Origin of the sequence: Actinomyces marseillensis, assembly GCF_900155605.1 — a bacterium.
In the GTDB taxonomy this organism is placed as follows: Bacteria; Actinomycetota; Actinomycetes; order Actinomycetales; family Actinomycetaceae; genus Pauljensenia; species Pauljensenia marseillensis.
On record NZ_LT707420.1, the window covers coordinates 1,799,694 to 1,819,045 of the forward strand.

The window sequence follows — 19,352 nt, forward strand, 5'->3', positions numbered from 1 at the left end:
CTTAGATTTTGTGGTTGTGGAAGAAGTCAGCTGCCCGCCGCATTGCATCCATCGTGTCATCCAACATCCGAGAGTGATGAAGGAATGCATGGATAACCTTCGGATAGACAACGAATTCGTTATCCACTCCCGCGATATCAAGCAGTTCGTGGAGCGCCTCGGAATCATCTTTGAGGGGATCCAAGCCTGCGGCCACGATGAAACAGGGAGGGACTGCCGAAGACAGATCGTTATCCAAAATATTCACGTATGGTTCGCGAATCTTTTCAAGATCTCCAAGGTAGGCCTTGAGATAGTACTCGTAATCGGCTTCGGTGAGACCATCCCAAGGACCGCCCAGCAGTCGCATCGATCGAGAGTCACGCAACCCGTATGCTCCGTAGAAGAGCAGCATGCTCCGCGCGTTCACAGCTTTGTCGTGATCACGAAGGTAGAGCAGCGCACCGAATGCCATATTTGCACCTGCGCTGTCCCCCGAGAAGGAGACATCCTGAGGATCAATTCCCCACTCCTGAGCGTGCTGGACGATGTAGTCGGTGACGTCGGAAATTTCTTCGATCGGCTGCGGGTATTGTGCTTCCGGAGAAAGCGTATAGCCCACCGAAACGACGATGGCTCCCGTGAGCGAGGCAATTGTGCGCGTGATGCGATCGTGGGTATTGACATCGCCGATCAACCAGCCGCCACCGTGAATATAAACAATCAGGGGACGAGCAGATTCGTTGTTTTCTTCTTCCGAGGCCTGGGGGACGTAGCGGCGCACCGGGATACTCCCGTGGCGCGTTGGGACCATTCGGTCTTCCGCGCTTTCCACATGCGGACCGCCCTCGTTCCAGAAACGGCGTTCACTGCGATAGGCCTGTCGCATCTCTTCAATGCTCTGATCGGTCGAGTACGCGTCTTTTGCCAGCTCGTTTTGCTTGGCAACGACGGCGCCCATCTGTTCGCTCCACATGCTGGGAACATCAAGCTTATGTGCCACTACGTCCTCCTTCCTCAGTACGTGGTTTTCAGGCCTGGACGTTCTTCTTCTCGCGAATACGAATCACGAGAACCAGCGCGATCGCACAAACTGCTGCCAGAAGGGCTGCGCCGCCAAGGATCATGAAGATCTGATGGAACGCAGATTCTTGTGCGTCACCTGCGGCATCACGAATTGAACCAAACCAGGTGTAGGAGAAGGTATCGGGAAGGAAGCCGATGACCGAGAGCAGACCCGATGCTGTACCAAAGACCGCGGGAGCGACCTTACCTTCAGTGAGCTGCGAGGAAACAATGCCGAAGACGCCGTTGGCAATAAACGCCAAGAGGATCACCAATCCAGCAGTGAGGATAGCGTTTGCACCCGAGGGCAGGACGGCGAATCCAGCGAAGAGCACTGCAACCAACAGTGAAGCAGCTGCAATGACACGCGAAGGAGAGCCGACCTTCTCAGCAACCCATCCGAAGAAGGGAGCCGAGACCAGCGAAATACCGTAGGTACGAACGGTTGCGACCATGGTGACCACTGCGGGAGCAAGCATCATGACCTTGTTCATGTAGCCGGTGGTCTGGTTTACGCCGGTGTAGAAGAAGTAGACGAAGAACAAGGTGGCAGCTGCCAGCCAGACGACCGGGTTCGCCAAAACCTGTCCGATTTGCTTCACCGAGAAACCGCCTTCAGTGGAGCCGATTTCACCTTCGAACTTCGGGATGAAGAAGAAGGAAAGAACGGCAAGAACCATGATCAGGCCACCCAGGATGAAGAGCAGGGTACGCATGGGAATGATGTCACCACGCGATGCGAGGTGGGCAACCAGCCATGAGTTGAAGAAGCCCAGGATTAGACCGGCGAGGCCATAGAAGGCATAAGAAAGACCAATGTTTCGCGAGTAGCCATTTTCATCAGAGATCAGGCGCACAAGCTTGTAACGAATACCCCACCAAATGAGGATTGTTGTAACGCCCATCGCGACAAAAAGGAAGCGAATCGTGGTCAGCGAGGGGAACATTGCGTACCAGAAGGTGAGCAATGCAGTCAGACCGAAACCGACCCACGAAAGGGTACGAACGCGAACAATATCCGCCACAATACCGGAGGGCAGATAGCACACAAGCGCGGTCATAGCGTATGCGCTCAGAAGCGTACCCAGCGTGGTGGCAACGTTTTCGGGCGTAGCACCACCCGAGGCGATGAGGGCCTTACCCAGCGGTTCTTCGAAGACGTACTGAAGATAGGCGGGAGTGTAAATGATCGAGCTACCGATCGAGACCAAGATCAGAAGGAAGATGCGGTGACCCGCGCTCAGGTCGCTCGCTTTCCTCTCTGCAGAACCCAACATGTGACAGACCTTTCGATCACTGAAGAATAGAGTTCATCGGACTAGGGTGAGATCGCGCATATCCTGGACTACATTCGTCCATAATTGCGGCTTGTTCGTGCAGCATCCCGCCACTGGGGACGGTGAATTTCTGCGAGCACAGATCAGTGTCAGAACACGATATGTCGCAGGCAATACTCGCTGCCACGTCCTCAACGCTATCAATGGCTTCACATGAAAACGAGGGGTCTTTAGGCCCAAAGAATTTAATTTTTTCCGACGGTATTCGTCGATAATTACTGCTTTTTCAGATAGCTGGGATGACACCTTGAAATATGCCGTGTGGGGCGAAGGAATTCCTTCGCCCCACACAAGGTTTAAGGTTTCGTCAACGCGTCCTAGGACAGCGCCCTCACAGCAGTCTCACTCCTCGTCGGAGCCTTCTGCTGCGGCCTCGTCATCTTCGCGGCGACGACGGGTGCGGGTGCGCGGACGACGCTCGCGACGCTCACGGCGCTCGGGACGCTCTGAACGCTCGCGGCGACGAGGCTGCTCATCGCTGGCCTCGAGCTCACCGGTTTCGCCATCAACGACGGCGTACAGGCTGAGCTTACCGCGGTCACCGATCTCGTGAATCTCGACCTCGACTTGCTGGCCGACTTGAAGCACGTCTTCAACCGAATCAATGCGCTTGCCGCCGACCAAGCGACGGACCTGCGAGATGTGCAGGAGACCATCCTTGCCGGGGGTCAGGGAAACAAAGGCGCCGAAGGAGGTCGTCTTGACGACGGTTCCCACGAAGCGCTCCCCCACCTCAGGCATCTGCGGATTAGCGATCTGGTTGACCATTGCACGTGCAGCTTCTGCAGCCTCACCGGTCGATGCACCGATGTAAACGGTTCCATCGTCTTCAATGGTGAGTTCCGCGCCGGTGTCTTCCTGGATCTGGTTGATCATCTTGCCCTTGGGGCCAATGACCTCGCCAATCTTGTCGACAGGAACCTGGACGGTGATGATGCGAGGAGCGTAGGGGCTCATCTCATCGGGAGCGTCGATTGCCTGTTCCATCAGGTCAAGGATCTGCAGGCGCGCATCGCGGGCTTGTGCCAGCGCGCCACGCAGAACCTGAGAATCAATGCCATCGAGCTTGGTATCCAGCTGCAATGCGGTAATGAACTCGCGGGTACCGGCGACCTTGAAGTCCATGTCACCGAAGCCGTCTTCAGCGCCGAGGATATCGGTCAGGGTGACGGCCTTCTGCTTGCCATCAACTTCACCGGTCATGAGACCCATTGCGATGCCGGCGACGGGGGCGCGCAGCGGCACGCCAGCCTGGAGCAGCGACAGGGTCGATGCACACACAGAACCCATCGAAGAAGAGCCGTTGGATCCCATGGTCTCAGAGACCTGACGGATTGCGTAGGGGAACTCTTCGCGCGAAGGAATCACGGGCTTGAGAGCGCGCTCCGCAAGGTCACCGTGGCCAATTTCGCGGCGCTTGGGCGAACCCACGCGGCCGGTTTCGCCGGTCGAGTAAGGCGGGAAGTTGTACTGGTGCATGTAACGCTTCGCCGTGATGGGCGAAAGGTTATCGAGCTGCTGTTCCATGCGGAGCATGGCCAGCGTCGTCACGCCCAGGATCTGGGTTTCACCGCGCTGGAAGAGGGCAGAGCCGTGAACGCGAGGCAGAACCTCAACCTCTGCGCTCAGAGAACGGATGGTGCGCAGCGAGCGACCGTCCATGCGGATTTCTTCGCGCAGAGTGCGGTTACGAATGGTCTGCTTCTCGAGGGAGCGGAAAGCTGCCTTGAGTTCCTTCTCAGCTTCGGGCCAGTCTTCTGCCAAAGCTTCAAGCATCTCAGCCTTGACAGCGTCCACAGCTTCTTCGCGAGCAAGCTTGCCCTCGGTAAGAAGTGCCTTGGCGAGCTTGTCGCCAACCCACTGCTCGACAGCGGCGTACTGCTCATCCGTGTAGTCGAGGAAGATCGGGAATTCAGTGGTTTCCTTCGAAGCGACAGCAGCGACCCTCATCTGGGCTTCGCACAGCGCACGAATGAAGGGCTTAGCAGCTTCGAGGCCGTCGGCGACCACATCTTCGGTAGGAGCAACGGCGCCTGCCTGAATCAGGTCCCATTCATTTTCGCCGCCGCCGGCTTCGACCATCATGATCGCAACGTCTTCGCCACCATCTTCAGTGGTAACGATACGGCCTGCGACAACAATGTTGAAGACAGAGCGCTCCATCTCCGACCAGCGCGGGAATGCCACCCACTGACCGTCGATGAGAGCTAGACGGGTACCGGCGATGGGGCCGGAGAAGGGCAGACCAGCAATCTGGGTCGACATGGAGGCCGCGTTGATCGCCAGCACGTCGTAGGCGTCGTTCGGGTGTGCAGCCAGGACGGTTGCGACAACCTGGACCTCGTTGCGCAGGCCCTTCTTGAATCCGGGGCGCAGCGGGCGGTCGATCAGACGAGCCGCAAGAATTGCTTCGGTTCCGGGACGACCTTCACGGCGGAAGAAGGATCCGGGGATACGACCCGCAGCGTAGGAACGTTCCTCAACGTCAACGGTCAGCGGGAAAAAGTCGAACTGGTCCTTGGGCTGCTTGCCCGCGGTGGTTGCGGAAAGAATCGCAGTTTCGTCATCAAGATAGGCCATGGCCGCACCTGCGGCCTGCTTGGCGAGGCGGCCAGTTTCAAAGCGGACAACGCGCTTACCGAAACGACCATTGTCGATGATCGCCTCTGCAGAGACGATATCTTCGCCTTCCATCANGGCTGAGCTTACCGCGGTCACCGATCTCGTGAATCTCGACCTCGACTTGCTGGCCGACTTGAAGCACGTCTTCAACCGAATCAATGCGCTTGCCGCCGACCAAGCGACGGACCTGCGAGATGTGCAGGAGACCATCCTTGCCGGGGGTCAGGGAAACAAAGGCGCCGAAGGAGGTCGTCTTGACGACGGTTCCCACGAAGCGCTCCCCCACCTCAGGCATCTGCGGATTAGCGATCTGGTTGACCATTGCACGTGCAGCTTCTGCAGCCTCACCGGTCGATGCACCGATGTAAACGGTTCCATCGTCTTCAATGGTGAGTTCCGCGCCGGTGTCTTCCTGGATCTGGTTGATCATCTTGCCCTTGGGGCCAATGACCTCGCCAATCTTGTCGACAGGAACCTGGACGGTGATGATGCGAGGAGCGTAGGGGCTCATCTCATCGGGAGCGTCGATTGCCTGTTCCATCAGGTCAAGGATCTGCAGGCGCGCATCGCGGGCTTGTGCCAGCGCGCCACGCAGAACCTGAGAATCAATGCCATCGAGCTTGGTATCCAGCTGCAATGCGGTAATGAACTCGCGGGTACCGGCGACCTTGAAGTCCATGTCACCGAAGCCGTCTTCAGCGCCGAGGATATCGGTCAGGGTGACGGCCTTCTGCTTGCCATCAACTTCACCGGTCATGAGACCCATTGCGATGCCGGCGACGGGGGCGCGCAGCGGCACGCCAGCCTGGAGCAGCGACAGGGTCGATGCACACACAGAACCCATCGAAGAAGAGCCGTTGGATCCCATGGTCTCAGAGACCTGACGGATTGCGTAGGGGAACTCTTCGCGCGAAGGAATCACGGGCTTGAGAGCGCGCTCCGCAAGGTCACCGTGGCCAATTTCGCGGCGCTTGGGCGAACCCACGCGGCCGGTTTCGCCGGTCGAGTAAGGCGGGAAGTTGTACTGGTGCATGTAACGCTTCGCCGTGATGGGCGAAAGGTTATCGAGCTGCTGTTCCATGCGGAGCATGGCCAGCGTCGTCACGCCCAGGATCTGGGTTTCACCGCGCTGGAAGAGGGCAGAGCCGTGAACGCGAGGCAGAACCTCAACCTCTGCGCTCAGAGAACGGATGGTGCGCAGCGAGCGACCGTCCATGCGGATTTCTTCGCGCAGAGTGCGGTTACGAATGGTCTGCTTCTCGAGGGAGCGGAAAGCTGCCTTGAGTTCCTTCTCAGCTTCGGGCCAGTCTTCTGCCAAAGCTTCAAGCATCTCAGCCTTGACAGCGTCCACAGCTTCTTCGCGAGCAAGCTTGCCCTCGGTAAGAAGTGCCTTGGCGAGCTTGTCGCCAACCCACTGCTCGACAGCGGCGTACTGCTCATCCGTGTAGTCGAGGAAGATCGGGAATTCAGTGGTTTCCTTCGAAGCGACAGCAGCGACCCTCATCTGGGCTTCGCACAGCGCACGAATGAAGGGCTTAGCAGCTTCGAGGCCGTCGGCGACCACATCTTCGGTAGGAGCAACGGCGCCTGCCTGAATCAGGTCCCATTCATTTTCGCCGCCGCCGGCTTCGACCATCATGATCGCAACGTCTTCGCCACCATCTTCAGTGGTAACGATACGGCCTGCGACAACAATGTTGAAGACAGAGCGCTCCATCTCCGACCAGCGCGGGAATGCCACCCACTGACCGTCGATGAGAGCTAGACGGGTACCGGCGATGGGGCCGGAGAAGGGCAGACCAGCAATCTGGGTCGACATGGAGGCCGCGTTGATCGCCAGCACGTCGTAGGCGTCGTTCGGGTGTGCAGCCAGGACGGTTGCGACAACCTGGACCTCGTTGCGCAGGCCCTTCTTGAATCCGGGGCGCAGCGGGCGGTCGATCAGACGAGCCGCAAGAATTGCTTCGGTTCCGGGACGACCTTCACGGCGGAAGAAGGATCCGGGGATACGACCCGCAGCGTAGGAACGTTCCTCAACGTCAACGGTCAGCGGGAAAAAGTCGAACTGGTCCTTGGGCTGCTTGCCCGCGGTGGTTGCGGAAAGAATCGCAGTTTCGTCATCAAGATAGGCCATGGCCGCACCTGCGGCCTGCTTGGCGAGGCGGCCAGTTTCAAAGCGGACAACGCGCTTACCGAAACGACCATTGTCGATGATCGCCTCTGCAGAGACGATATCTTCGCCTTCCATCATATGTGTGTTCTCCTTGAATTTACGTGTTTCACACTACTTGGGCGTTCGTATCGGCCTTCGATCGAAGTCCACGGCTTTGATCCGGCTCTTCCCATATCGCTTTGGGCGCCAGAGAAGCCGTAAACCACTGTCGAAAACCGCGCACGTTCACGCCCTATCAAACTATTGAGTTATTGCGCGAGCACCTTGCCCACACGTAGTGATCCGGCTCGATTCCAACGGGGGAATCGAGCCGGATGACAATCAGCGACGCAGGCCCAGTCGTTCGATCAGCGAGCGGTAACGCTCAATGTCGATCTCAGCGAGGTAGCCGAGGAGGCGACGACGACGACCAACCAGCAGCAGCAGACCACGACGTGAGTGGTGATCGTGCTTGTGGGTCTTGAAGTGCTCGGTCAGATCCTTGATTCGCTGGGTCAGCAGCGCAATCTGAACCTCGGGGGAGCCGGTGTCACCCTCGTGGGTAGCGTACTCGGCGATGATCTGATCCTTGACGTCCTTGCTCAGTGGCACAGGCTTCTCCTTCATACTTGTTGCACGGAGCCACAGGGCCATCCCCTGCGCATACTATCCGTGGCCGACATGACGGCATAGGTAAGTTTAGCATCTCATCTCAAAGCGTTTGTCGTGATCTGTAGCACGAGCGTCAACCGAGATCAGGGCCTATGGCACAATTCAACGCGCAGTCACTGCCTGCGGATCAACACGCGTTGGCACACCAACACCGAGAACATACGCAGTAACCCGAAGGTCCTCATCCATACGACACAGCAGAGCATCCAAGGAATCAAAAGATTCCATCGCTCGAATGCGACTCACGAACATAATCGATACATTCTCTCCGTAGAGATTCAGGTCGCTCCTGCCCAGAACATGCGCTTCAACAGTACGCACTTCACCCTCAAATTGAGGATTCGTCCCCACAGAAATTGCAGCGGGAAGAAACTCTGCCGCGCCACTGTCCCCAACGTGCCTGACAAGCCATCCAGCGTAGACACCATCTCCTGGAACAACGCCTTCAATGTCATTGCACAGGTTCGCGGTGGGGAAACCCAGCTCACGGCCTCGTTTATACCCATGCTCGACCGTGCCGCGGATACGGTGAAGATGGCCAAGCACACGCGCCGCACCAGAAACGTCGCCTTCTTCAAGGAGTTCTCGCACCCAAGATGAAGACCAGCGTCGCCCTTCAGGAGCTTCAACGTCCTCAACCGACTCGACAGTAAAACCAAATTCTTGGCCCAGCTGCCTCAAAGTCGCAAGATCGCCGGAATTCTCACGGCCAAAACGGAAGTCTTTACCGACGACAACTTCAACTGCTCCCAGCGCCTGAACGAGGTATTTCTCAACGAACTCTCGAGGGGTAAGCGAATAGACCGAAGCGTCGTAGTGAATAACAAAAGTCGCGTCCAAGCCAGTCGCAGCCATCGCGTCTAAACGATCACGCAGTGGAGAAATGAGTTTGAGCGCAGTGTCGGGATTATGAACGATGCGTGGATGGGGATCAAAAGTACAAGCAACAGCCTTCACTCCCCTGCTCCTTGCCCGAGCAACAGCCGTCGCAATCACCTGACGATGCCCCTCGTGCATCCCATCGAAATTGCCGATTGTCACCACCGACGTCATCTCGTTTGGGATGTCTTCAATCGAACGCCAAATCTTCACAGTGGTCACTTTCTAAAAAACAAGGATTGTCTTCAAACGAGAATCACGAATCTCAAGAAGTCCGACTACTTCCCCTTCACCGTTGATAGCGGCAATGGGACCGCAGGTCGAGGTACCTTCTCTTTCCCCGCATTGTTCAGCGAAATCGCCAACTTCCCGGGCGGGGCGGCGAGGCGCCTGTCCATGGGCGAAAGCGCCGGCCTCAGCTTGTGTCAGTTCCAGCACGGGGAACATTGCACGCGCTGCCTGGCTGAGCGATGTCAATGGAAGCGAAGGTGCGTCGTTGTCCGTCTGCACGCCCGCATCACACTGTGCGGCCTCGAAAAGAGAATCAAGAGTATGCGCGCTGTCAAGAGAAAACTCACCGACTCGAGTGCGCCGCAGCGCAATCAAATGCGCGCCGCAGCCAAGCGCATGACCGATATCGCGGGCGAGAGCGCGAATATACGTTCCAGCCGAACATTCAACAACAATGTCAACATCCACGCAGGAGATAAGGCGTTCTTCCCCTTCAACATCGTAAGCAACGCTGTGAGGGTGCGCTTCACCCTTGACCTCGAGTAGGGAAATTTCCACCTGCCGAGGCTTGAGCTTCACTTCTTCTCCGGCGCGAACACGCGCGTAAGCCCTCTTTCCGTCAACTTTAATTGCACTGACTGCGGAGGGGACTTGCGAGATTACCCCACGAAAGTGCTCCAGTGTGCGCGCAAATTCTTCACTATCGAGGCAGGTGCACCCTCGCGCGAGCGTCACTTCCCCTTCCGCGTCCTCAGTTGTCGTCTCAACCCCGAGGCGCAAGCGGGCTTCGTAACGCTTTGAATGGTCCGTGATCCACGTGAGAAGCCGGGTTGCTTTGTTAATTCCAAGGACCAAGACGCCGGTTGCCATTGGGTCAAGTGTTCCAGCGTGACCAACACGGCGCGTATGCGCGAGGCGTCGAACGCGCGAGACGACATCATGACTCGTGATTCCCTGGGGTTTATCAACGATCAAAAGCCCCGAGCTCACAGAAGGAGCAGACATTAAAGCTCGTCCTGCTCGTCTTCTTCGTCATCAGCCTTGCGATAGGGGTCCTCATCGCCGGCATAGCTTGCACCGACAGCAAGACGCGAGACCTCTTCATCGTGTGCACGCGCTGATGCGAGTGCGGTCTCGAGCGAGGCCACCGTCTCTGGCAAAGCATCCGGAATAAACTCCACGCTAGGAGTGAGCCGAATACCGAGAGCCTTGCCGACCTCGCTACGAATGAGGCCTTTTGCTGATTCGAAAGCGCGAGCAGTACCTGCACGGTCGTCTTCATTTCCCAGCACCGTGTAGAAAATAGAGGCGTGTTGGAGATCTCCGGTCACGCGAACGTCAGTGATCGTCACAAAGCCTAGACGCGGATCCTTGATCCTACGCCCCAAAAGGGAAGCGACTGTCTCTTGGATGCGATCTTGAACTTTTCGAACTCGTGCTTCATCAGCCATGGCGTCCTCCTCGTGGCTTCAGGCATTAACCTGCGGTTCGCGAAACACCTCATCGTACCCCACCCGTGGCCCGCGTTCCTGGTATGCATTCGCACCCGCATGGCCCACATTAATCACCAAAATAGGCTTGATATCCTCTCCGGGGAAGAAGTAGTCATGAAGAAGTTGCGCGTCGTCTGGGTTCATGGGGCCGGTTTCCAAGCCCTGTGCTCGAAGAGCCAGAATCAAATAAGCAACTTGAATCGTGGCTGATGTATGGGCCATAAGCGTGCGCATCTACTCATTGGCCATCAAGAGCTTTTCATAGTGTTCACCGCGTGGATGCAGTGCGGGAAGATCGTGATAGAAATCCATTTTTGCACCGCACACCAATACCAAAGGCGCACCACAAGCTTGCTCCTTGTTCCCGCGGGGAAGAGCATTGAGCAGATGTTGTTTCGCTGCTCCAGCACGAACGATTGCGACGCGAAGCGGCTGGCCGTTCACTCCAGTCGGTGCCCACTTAGCCAAATCGTAAGCGGCACGAAGCTGCTCATCCGTAACCGGTTCATCAGTAAAGGTGTATGCGGTGTGCGCGTCAGTGAAAAGTTCAGCGAGAACTTCGCGCGCATTCAACTGATCACGGAACTGCGACATAGCGCTTAAGGATTCCGAAACTTCACTCATACCTCGACTTTAACGCTGGAGCAGAAATGCTGCTGAGAGAGCAAGTCGTGCTTGCGTGGGGCGGTGTCGTGTTGTGGGTATGACAAAGCGGTGGGGTCTTGGAACCGTGTTCCAAGACCCCACCGCGAAAGTGTGTTGTGGCGGTGTCCTACTCTCCCACACCCTCCCAGGTGCAGTACCATCGGCGCTTGCGGGCTTAGCTTCCAGGTTCGGAATGGATGCTGGGCGTTTCCCCGCGGCTATGACCACCACAAGATGGTTCAACCATATCTTCTCTTGAATACCCCCACTGTTGCCGGCCGGGTTTGGCGGGTGGGGGTTTGTGTTGGTTGTGATCCGCATAGTGGCGACGAGCATCCTTGGATGTCTGTCAACCTTTTGTGGTTGAAGTGTTTGTGTTTAGTGTCGGCCCATTAGTACCAGTCGGCTCACGAGCACCTCGCGGTGCTTCCACCTCTGGCCTATCAACCCGGTAGTCTGCCGGGGGCCTTCCACCCACAGGGGGGTGTGGAAACCTCATCTCAAAGCAAGTTTCCCGCTTAGATGCTTTCAGCGGTTATCTTTCCCGAACGTAGCCAACCAGCCATGCACCTGGCGGTACAACTGGCACACCAGAGGTTCGTCCATCCCGGTCCTCTCGTACTAGGGACGGCCCTTTTCAAGTTTCCTACGCGCACAGAGGATAGGGACCGAACTGTCTCACGACGTTCTGAACCCAGCTCGCGTACCGCTTTAATGGGCGAACAGCCCAACCCTTGGGACCAACTCCAGCCCCAGGATGCGACGAGCCGACATCGAGGTGCCAAACCATGCCGTCGATATGGACTCTTGGGCAAGATCAGCCTGTTATCCCCGGGGTACCTTTTATCCGTTGAGCGACCACGCACCCACGTGCCATGGCCGGATCACTAGTTCCTGCTTTCGCACCTGCTCGACCCGTCGGTCTCACAGTCAAGCTCCCTTGTACACTTGCACTCGCCACCTGATTACCAACCAGGCTGAGGGAACCTTTGAGCGCCTCCGTTACATTTTAGGAGGCAACCGCCCCAGTTAAACTACCCACCAGGCACTGTCCCCAACCCGGATCACGGGCCAAGGTTGAGGTGACCGCTTGAACCAGAATGGTATTTCAACGACGACTCCACCACGGCTGGCGCCGCAGCTTCACAGTCTCCCACCTATCCTACACAAGCACAAGCGAACACCAATACCAAGCTATAGTAAAGGTCCCGGGGTCTTTCCGTCCTTCTGCGCGAAACGAGCATCTTTACTCGTACTGCAATTTCGCCGAGTTCACGGTCGAGACAGCGGAGAAGTCGTTACGCCATTCGTGCAGGTCGGAACTTACCCGACAAGGAATTTCGCTACCTTAGGATGGTTATAGTTACCACCGCCGTTTACTGGGGCTTAAATTCACCGCTTCACACCCCAAGGGGCGTTGACGGTTCCTCTTAACCTTCCAGCACCGGGCAGGCGTCAGTGCGTATACATCGCCTTACGGCTTCGCACGCACCTGTGTTTTTGATAAACAGTCGCTTCTCCCTATTCTCTGCGACCCCCCGGCCCCACCAGCACGCGCGGCGCTGGGAAGCTAAGGGGTCCTCCTTCTCCCGAAGTTACGGAGGAATTTTGCCGAGTTCCTTGACCATGATTCACTCGAACGCCTCGGTATACTCTACCTGACCACCTGAGTCGGTTTAGGGTACGGGCGCCTTGCCCCCTCGCGTCGAGGCTTTTCTCGGCAGCATAGGATCACCACAAGTCCACACACACGTGCGTCCCTCATCAGTTCTCACCCACAGTGTCTCCCGGATTTACCTAGAAGACGGGCCACAACCTTAAATACGCCAAACCACCGGCGCACTGCAGCTACCTTTCTGCGTCACCCCTGTTAATACGCTTACCTCCACCACCGGGTCCCAAGACCAACCTCCACCCACACCCCGAAGGATACGAGTATTGGCCGGCAAAATTGGTTAGCATGATGATCTCAGTATTGGACGGTTGCTAGGCGGTACCAGAATATCAACTGGTTATCCATCGACTACGCCTGTCGGCCTCGCCTTAGGACCCGACTAACCCAGGGCGGATAAACCTAGCCCTGGAACCCTTAGTCAATCGGCGCTGCGGATTCTCACCGCAGATTCGCTACTCATGCCTGCATTCTCACTCCCACACAATCCACCAGAGGTTCCCCCCAGGCTTCACCTCATGCAGGACGCTCCCCTACCCAACAACACACCAACAATCATTCAATGACGCCAGCTATATGTGTTGCTGCCACAGCTTCGGCGGTACGCTTAAGCCCCGCTACATTGTCGGCGCGAAATCACTTGACCAGTGAGCTATTACGCACTCTTTCAAGGATGGCTGCTTCTAAGCCAACCTCCTGGTTGTCACCGCGACTCCACATCCTTTCCCACTTAGCGCACACTTAGGGGCCTTAGCTGATGATCTGGGCTGTTTCCCTCTCGACTACGAAGCTTATCCCCCGCAGTCTCACTGCCATGCTCAACCCTATTGGCATTCGGAGTTTGGCTGACGTCAGTAACCCACAGGGCCCATCGGCCATCCAGTAGCTCTACCTCCAACAGGAACCACACAACGCTGCACCTAAATGCATTTCGGGGAGAACCAGCTATCACGGAGTTTGATTGGCCTTTCACCCCTACCCACAGCTCATCCCCCAGGTTTTCAACCCTGGTGGGTTCGGTCCTCCACAAAGTCTTACCCTTGCTTCAACCTGGCCATGGGTAGATCACCCCGCTTCGGGTCCAGAACACGCGACAAACGCCATATTTCAGACTCGCTTTCGCTACGCATACCCCACACGGGTTAAGCACGCCACATGCCACTGACTCGCAGGCTCATTCTTCNCTTCTCTTGAATACCCCCACTGTTGCCGGCCGGGTTTGGCGGGTGGGGGTTTGTGTTGGTTGTGATCCGCATAGTGGCGACGAGCATCCTTGGATGTCTGTCAACCTTTTGTGGTTGAAGTGTTTGTGTTTAGTGTCGGCCCATTAGTACCAGTCGGCTCACGAGCACCTCGCGGTGCTTCCACCTCTGGCCTATCAACCCGGTAGTCTGCCGGGGGCCTTCCACCCACAGGGGGGTGTGGAAACCTCATCTCAAAGCAAGTTTCCCGCTTAGATGCTTTCAGCGGTTATCTTTCCCGAACGTAGCCAACCAGCCATGCACCTGGCGGTACAACTGGCACACCAGAGGTTCGTCCATCCCGGTCCTCTCGTACTAGGGACGGCCCTTTTCAAGTTTCCTACGCGCACAGAGGATAGGGACCGAACTGTCTCACGACGTTCTGAACCCAGCTCGCGTACCGCTTTAATGGGCGAACAGCCCAACCCTTGGGACCAACTCCAGCCCCAGGATGCGACGAGCCGACATCGAGGTGCCAAACCATGCCGTCGATATGGACTCTTGGGCAAGATCAGCCTGTTATCCCCGGGGTACCTTTTATCCGTTGAGCGACCACGCACCCACGTGCCATGGCCGGATCACTAGTTCCTGCTTTCGCACCTGCTCGACCCGTCGGTCTCACAGTCAAGCTCCCTTGTACACTTGCACTCGCCACCTGATTACCAACCAGGCTGAGGGAACCTTTGAGCGCCTCCGTTACATTTTAGGAGGCAACCGCCCCAGTTAAACTACCCACCAGGCACTGTCCCCAACCCGGATCACGGGCCAAGGTTGAGGTGACCGCTTGAACCAGAATGGTATTTCAACGACGACTCCACCACGGCTGGCGCCGCAGCTTCACAGTCTCCCACCTATCCTACACAAGCACAAGCGAACACCAATACCAAGCTATAGTAAAGGTCCCGGGGTCTTTCCGTCCTTCTGCGCGAAACGAGCATCTTTACTCGTACTGCAATTTCGCCGAGTTCACGGTCGAGACAGCGGAGAAGTCGTTACGCCATTCGTGCAGGTCGGAACTTACCCGACAAGGAATTTCGCTACCTTAGGATGGTTATAGTTACCACCGCCGTTTACTGGGGCTTAAATTCACCGCTTCACACCCCAAGGGGCGTTGACGGTTCCTCTTAACCTTCCAGCACCGGGCAGGCGTCAGTGCGTATACATCGCCTTACGGCTTCGCACGCACCTGTGTTTTTGATAAACAGTCGCTTCTCCCTATTCTCTGCGACCCCCCGGCCCCACCAGCACGCGCGGCGCTGGGAAGCTAAGGGGTCCTCCTTCTCCCGAAGTTACGGAGGAATTTTGCCGAGTTCCTTGACCATGATTCACTCGAACGCCTCGGTATACTCTACCTGACCACCTGAGTCGGTTTAGGGTACGGGCGCCTTGCCCCCTCGCGTCGAGGCTTTTCTCGGCAGCATAGGATCACCACAAGTCCACACACACGTGCGTCCCTCATCAGTTCTCACCCACAGTGTCTCCCGGATTTACCTAGAAGACGGGCCACAACCTTAAATACGCCAAACCACCGGCGCACTGCAGCTACCTTTCTGCGTCACCCCTGTTAATACGCTTACCTCCACCACCGGGTCCCAAGACCAACCTCCACCCACACCCCGAAGGATACGAGTATTGGCCGGCAAAATTGGTTAGCATGATGATCTCAGTATTGGACGGTTGCTAGGCGGTACCAGAATATCAACTGGTTATCCATCGACTACGCCTGTCGGCCTCGCCTTAGGACCCGACTAACCCAGGGCGGATAAACCTAGCCCTGGAACCCTTAGTCAATCGGCGCTGCGGATTCTCACCGCAGATTCGCTACTCATGCCTGCATTCTCACTCCCACACAATCCACCAGAGGTTCCCCCCAGGCTTCACCTCATGCAGGACGCTCCCCTACCCAACAACACACCAACAATCATTCAATGACGCCAGCTATATGTGTTGCTGCCACAGCTTCGGCGGTACGCTTAAGCCCCGCTACATTGTCGGCGCGAAATCACTTGACCAGTGAGCTATTACGCACTCTTTCAAGGATGGCTGCTTCTAAGCCAACCTCCTGGTTGTCACCGCGACTCCACATCCTTTCCCACTTAGCGCACACTTAGGGGCCTTAGCTGATGATCTGGGCTGTTTCCCTCTCGACTACGAAGCTTATCCCCCGCAGTCTCACTGCCATGCTCAACCCTATTGGCATTCGGAGTTTGGCTGACGTCAGTAACCCACAGGGCCCATCGGCCATCCAGTAGCTCTACCTCCAACAGGAACCACACAACGCTGCACCTAAATGCATTTCGGGGAGAACCAGCTATCACGGAGTTTGATTGGCCTTTCACCCCTACCCACAGCTCATCCCCCAGGTTTTCAACCCTGGTGGGTTCGGTCCTCCACAAAGTCTTACCCTTGCTTCAACCTGGCCATGGGTAGATCACCCCGCTTCGGGTCCAGAACACGCGACAAACGCCATATTTCAGACTCGCTTTCGCTACGCATACCCCACACGGGTTAAGCACGCCACATGCCACTGACTCGCAGGCTCATTCTTCAAAAGGCACGCCATCACCCCACAAGGCTCTGACGGCTTAAAAGCATCCGGTTTCAGGTACTATTTCACTCCCCTCCCGGGGTACTTTTCACCATTCCCTCACGGTACTATGCACTATCGGTCACTCAGTAGTATTTAGGCTTACCAGGTGGTCCTGGCAGATTCACACGAGATTTCACGAGTCCCGCACTACTCGGGAACACAACCCACACAACATGTCACCGGCTGGCCTACGCGACTATCACGCACTACGGTCCCCCATCCCAAGAGGTTCAACCACCAACAACACACCATGCCCACCCCCGGCAGAAGGCGAACGATCATGCCCCACAACACCCCATGCGCAACGGCCGCCGCCTATCACACGCACAAGGTTTAGCCTCCTCCGCTTTCGCTCGCCACTACTCACGGAATATCTTCTCCTACGGGTACTGAGATGTTTCACTTCCCCGCGTTCCCCCCACCACCCTATTTCATTCAAGTGATGGTAACTGGCCATAACACCAGCTAGGTTCCCCCATTCGGAAATCCTTAGATCAACGCTCGCTCGTCAACTCCCTAAGGCATATCGCAGACCGCCACGTCCTTCATCAGCTCTGAGTGCCAAGGCATCCACCGAATGCCCACAAAAACTAAACAAAACCACAGACACAAAAAACAATAAAAGAAACAAAACCCTAAAACAAAAAAAATTTTAGAGAACAGGTTTCAATTGCAATAAAGATGCTCATCAACCACTATACAGATCACAAACAACACACCACACAACCACCAACACCAAAAAACCCGGTGCCAACAGTCGTGGGCTACTCGCCCAACAGGTGTTGAACGTGAACCCGACAGCATGCTTGCCTCTTGCACAACAATTTATGCCCAACCCAAAAACGCACCCACACCCACCACCCAAAAGGGGCAGCGTCCTAATGCAGGCACAAGAAACACACACAACCCGAAAAAACCCCAGGCCGTATGCATCCCCCAAATGGGCTCCCTAGAAAGGAGGTGATCCAGCCGCACCTTCCGGTACGGCTACCTTGTTACGACTTCGTCCCAATCGCCAATCCCACCTTCGACCACTCCCCCCAAACGGTTAGGCCATGGGCTTCGGGTGTTACCAACTTTCGTGACGTGACGGGCGGTGTGTACAAGGCCCGAGAACGTATTCACCGCAGCGTTGCTGATCTGCGATTACTAGCGACTCCACCTTCATGGGGTCGAGTTGCAGACCCCAATCCGAACTGAGACCGGCTTTAAGGGATTCGCTCCACCTCACAGTATCGCAACCCTCTGTACCAGCCATTGTAGCATGCGTGAAGCCCAAGACATAAGGGGCATGATGATTTGACGTCATCCCCACCTTCCTCCGAGTTAACCCCGGCAGTCCCCCACGAGTCCCCACCATAACGTGCTGGCAACATAGGGCAAGGGTTGCGCTCGTTGCGGGACTTAACCCAACATCTCACGACACGAGCTGACGACAACCATGCACCACCTGCACACGACCAACTAAATGCCACCACATCTCTGCAGTGCCGCCGTGCATGTCAAGCCTTGGTAAGGTTCTTCGCGTTGCATCGAATTAATCCGCATGCTCCGCCGCTTGTGCGGGCCCCCGTCAATTCCTTTGAGTTTTAGCCTTGCGGCCGTACTCCCCAGGCGGGGCACTTAAAGCGTTAGCTACGGCGCAGAAACCACGGGTGGCCCCCACACCTAGTGCCCAACGTTTACAGCGTGGACTACCAGGGTATCTAATCCTGTTCGCTCCCCACGCTTTCGCTCCTCAGCGTCAGTAACGGCCCAGAGACCCGCCTTCGCCACCGGTGTTCTTCCTGATATCTGCGCATTCCACCGCTACACCAGGAGTTCCAGTCTCCCCTACCGCACTCAAGTCTGCCCGTACCCACCGCACGCCCCCAGTTAAGCCAGAGGATTTCACGGCAGACGCGACAAACCGCCTACAAGCCCTTTACGCCCAATAATTCCGGACAACGCTCGCACCCTACGTATTACCGCGGCTGCTGGCACGTAGTTAGCCGGTGCTTCTTTACCCACTACCCTCACCACAACCTTGAGTTGCGGCTTGACCATGAGCGAAAGAGGTTTACAACCCGAAGGCCTCCATCCCTCACGCGGCGTCGCTGCATCAGGCTTTCGCCCATTGTGCAATATTCCCCACTGCTGCCTCCCGTAGGAGTCTGGGCCGTATCTCAGTCCCAATGTGACCGGTCACCCTCTCAGGCCGGTTACCCGTCAAAGCCTTGGTAAGCCATCACCCCACCAACAAGCTGATAGGCCGCGAGCCCATCCCCCACCAGAAAAAACCTTTCCACCACCCCCCATGCGAAGGACAGTGAATACCCGGTATTAGCAGCCGTTTCCGACCGTTATCCCAAAGAAGAGGGCAGGTTACTCACGTGTTACTCACCCGTTCGCCACTCATCCAGCCCAGCAAGCTGAGCCTTCAGCGTTCGACTTGCATGTGTTAAGCACGCCGCCAGCGTTCGTCCTGAGCCAGGATCAAACTCTCCGAACAAAACTGTAAAAACAATAAGCCCGGAAAACCCACCACAAAACATGGCAAGCAATCCCAACCAAAAAAATACTCAAAAACAAAAAACAGGCATAAAAACAAAAAACAAACACACTATCGAGTTCACAAACAACACCCCCACATCTCCCAACCAAACCCACCAAAACCAGCAGGAAAAGCCAAGAAAGAAGGCCACCACCACAGCACCAAGGCCGCGGCGACAAGAGAAAAATCTACACACCCACCACCCCCCACGTCAAACCAAAACCACGTGAACCAGCACACA

The 19,352-nt window shown here is 56.4% G+C and carries 9 protein-coding genes, 4 rRNA genes and 1 pseudogene; all 14 read right to left on the minus strand.

From position 1 onward, the window contains the following. Position 1: 1 nt before the first annotated feature. Entirely contained in the window at positions 2-982 is a 981-nt protein-coding gene (gene aes, locus BQ8011_RS07980) for an acetyl esterase (protein ID WP_072456174.1), read from the minus strand. A gap of 28 nt (positions 983-1,010) precedes the next feature. Next, positions 1,011-2,321: an MFS transporter gene (locus tag BQ8011_RS07985; protein ID WP_072456176.1), complete on the minus strand. Its 1,311-nt coding sequence runs from the start codon at positions 2,319-2,321 to the stop codon at positions 1,011-1,013. 402 nt (positions 2,322-2,723) lie between these two features. Beyond that, positions 2,724-5,078, minus strand: a complete 2,355-nt coding sequence (locus BQ8011_RS07990) for a polyribonucleotide nucleotidyltransferase (RefSeq protein ID WP_072456178.1) — start codon at positions 5,076-5,078, stop codon at positions 2,724-2,726. A 1-nt stretch (position 5,079) separates the two neighbouring features. Then, positions 5,080-7,254 (minus strand): annotated as a pseudogene (locus BQ8011_RS07995) (polyribonucleotide nucleotidyltransferase); the annotation flags it as partial. Positions 7,255-7,497: 243 nt separating this feature from the next. After that, positions 7,498-7,767, minus strand: coding sequence for a 30S ribosomal protein S15 (rpsO, locus tag BQ8011_RS08000; RefSeq protein ID WP_009407917.1), 270 nt, complete (start codon positions 7,765-7,767; stop codon positions 7,498-7,500). 162 nt (positions 7,768-7,929) lie between these two features. Then, entirely contained in the window at positions 7,930-8,919 is a 990-nt protein-coding gene (locus tag BQ8011_RS08005; RefSeq protein ID WP_072456180.1) for a bifunctional riboflavin kinase/FAD synthetase, read from the minus strand. A gap of 12 nt (positions 8,920-8,931) precedes the next feature. Next, positions 8,932-9,942 (minus strand): tRNA pseudouridine(55) synthase TruB, encoded by a 1,011-nt coding sequence (truB, locus tag BQ8011_RS08010; protein WP_072456182.1) that lies wholly within the window; start codon positions 9,940-9,942, stop codon positions 8,932-8,934. After that, positions 9,942-10,388, minus strand: coding sequence for a 30S ribosome-binding factor RbfA (gene rbfA / locus BQ8011_RS08015; RefSeq protein WP_072456184.1), 447 nt, complete (start codon positions 10,386-10,388; stop codon positions 9,942-9,944). Before rbfA ends, truB begins: the two co-directional genes overlap by 1 nt. Before the next feature lie 18 nt (positions 10,389-10,406). Continuing rightward, positions 10,407-10,664 (minus strand): nitroreductase family protein, encoded by a 258-nt coding sequence (locus BQ8011_RS09195; protein ID WP_231945300.1) that lies wholly within the window; start codon positions 10,662-10,664, stop codon positions 10,407-10,409. Beyond that, complete coding sequence (locus BQ8011_RS09200) at positions 10,665-11,054, minus strand: nitroreductase family protein (protein WP_231945301.1); 390 nt, start codon at positions 11,052-11,054, stop codon at positions 10,665-10,667. Between the two features lie 135 nt (positions 11,055-11,189). Then, positions 11,190-11,307: ribosomal RNA gene (gene rrf / locus BQ8011_RS08025) — 5S ribosomal RNA — on the minus strand. 142 nt (positions 11,308-11,449) lie between these two features. Beyond that, positions 11,450-14,036: ribosomal RNA gene (locus BQ8011_RS08030) — 23S ribosomal RNA — on the minus strand. Positions 14,037-14,055: 19 nt separating this feature from the next. After that, positions 14,056-17,175, minus strand: a 23S ribosomal RNA gene (locus BQ8011_RS08035). Between the two features lie 356 nt (positions 17,176-17,531). Next, a 16S ribosomal RNA gene (locus BQ8011_RS08040) occupies positions 17,532-19,069 on the minus strand. Together the 16S, 23S and 5S rRNA genes form the textbook arrangement of a ribosomal RNA operon. Positions 19,070-19,352 lie beyond the last annotated feature (283 nt).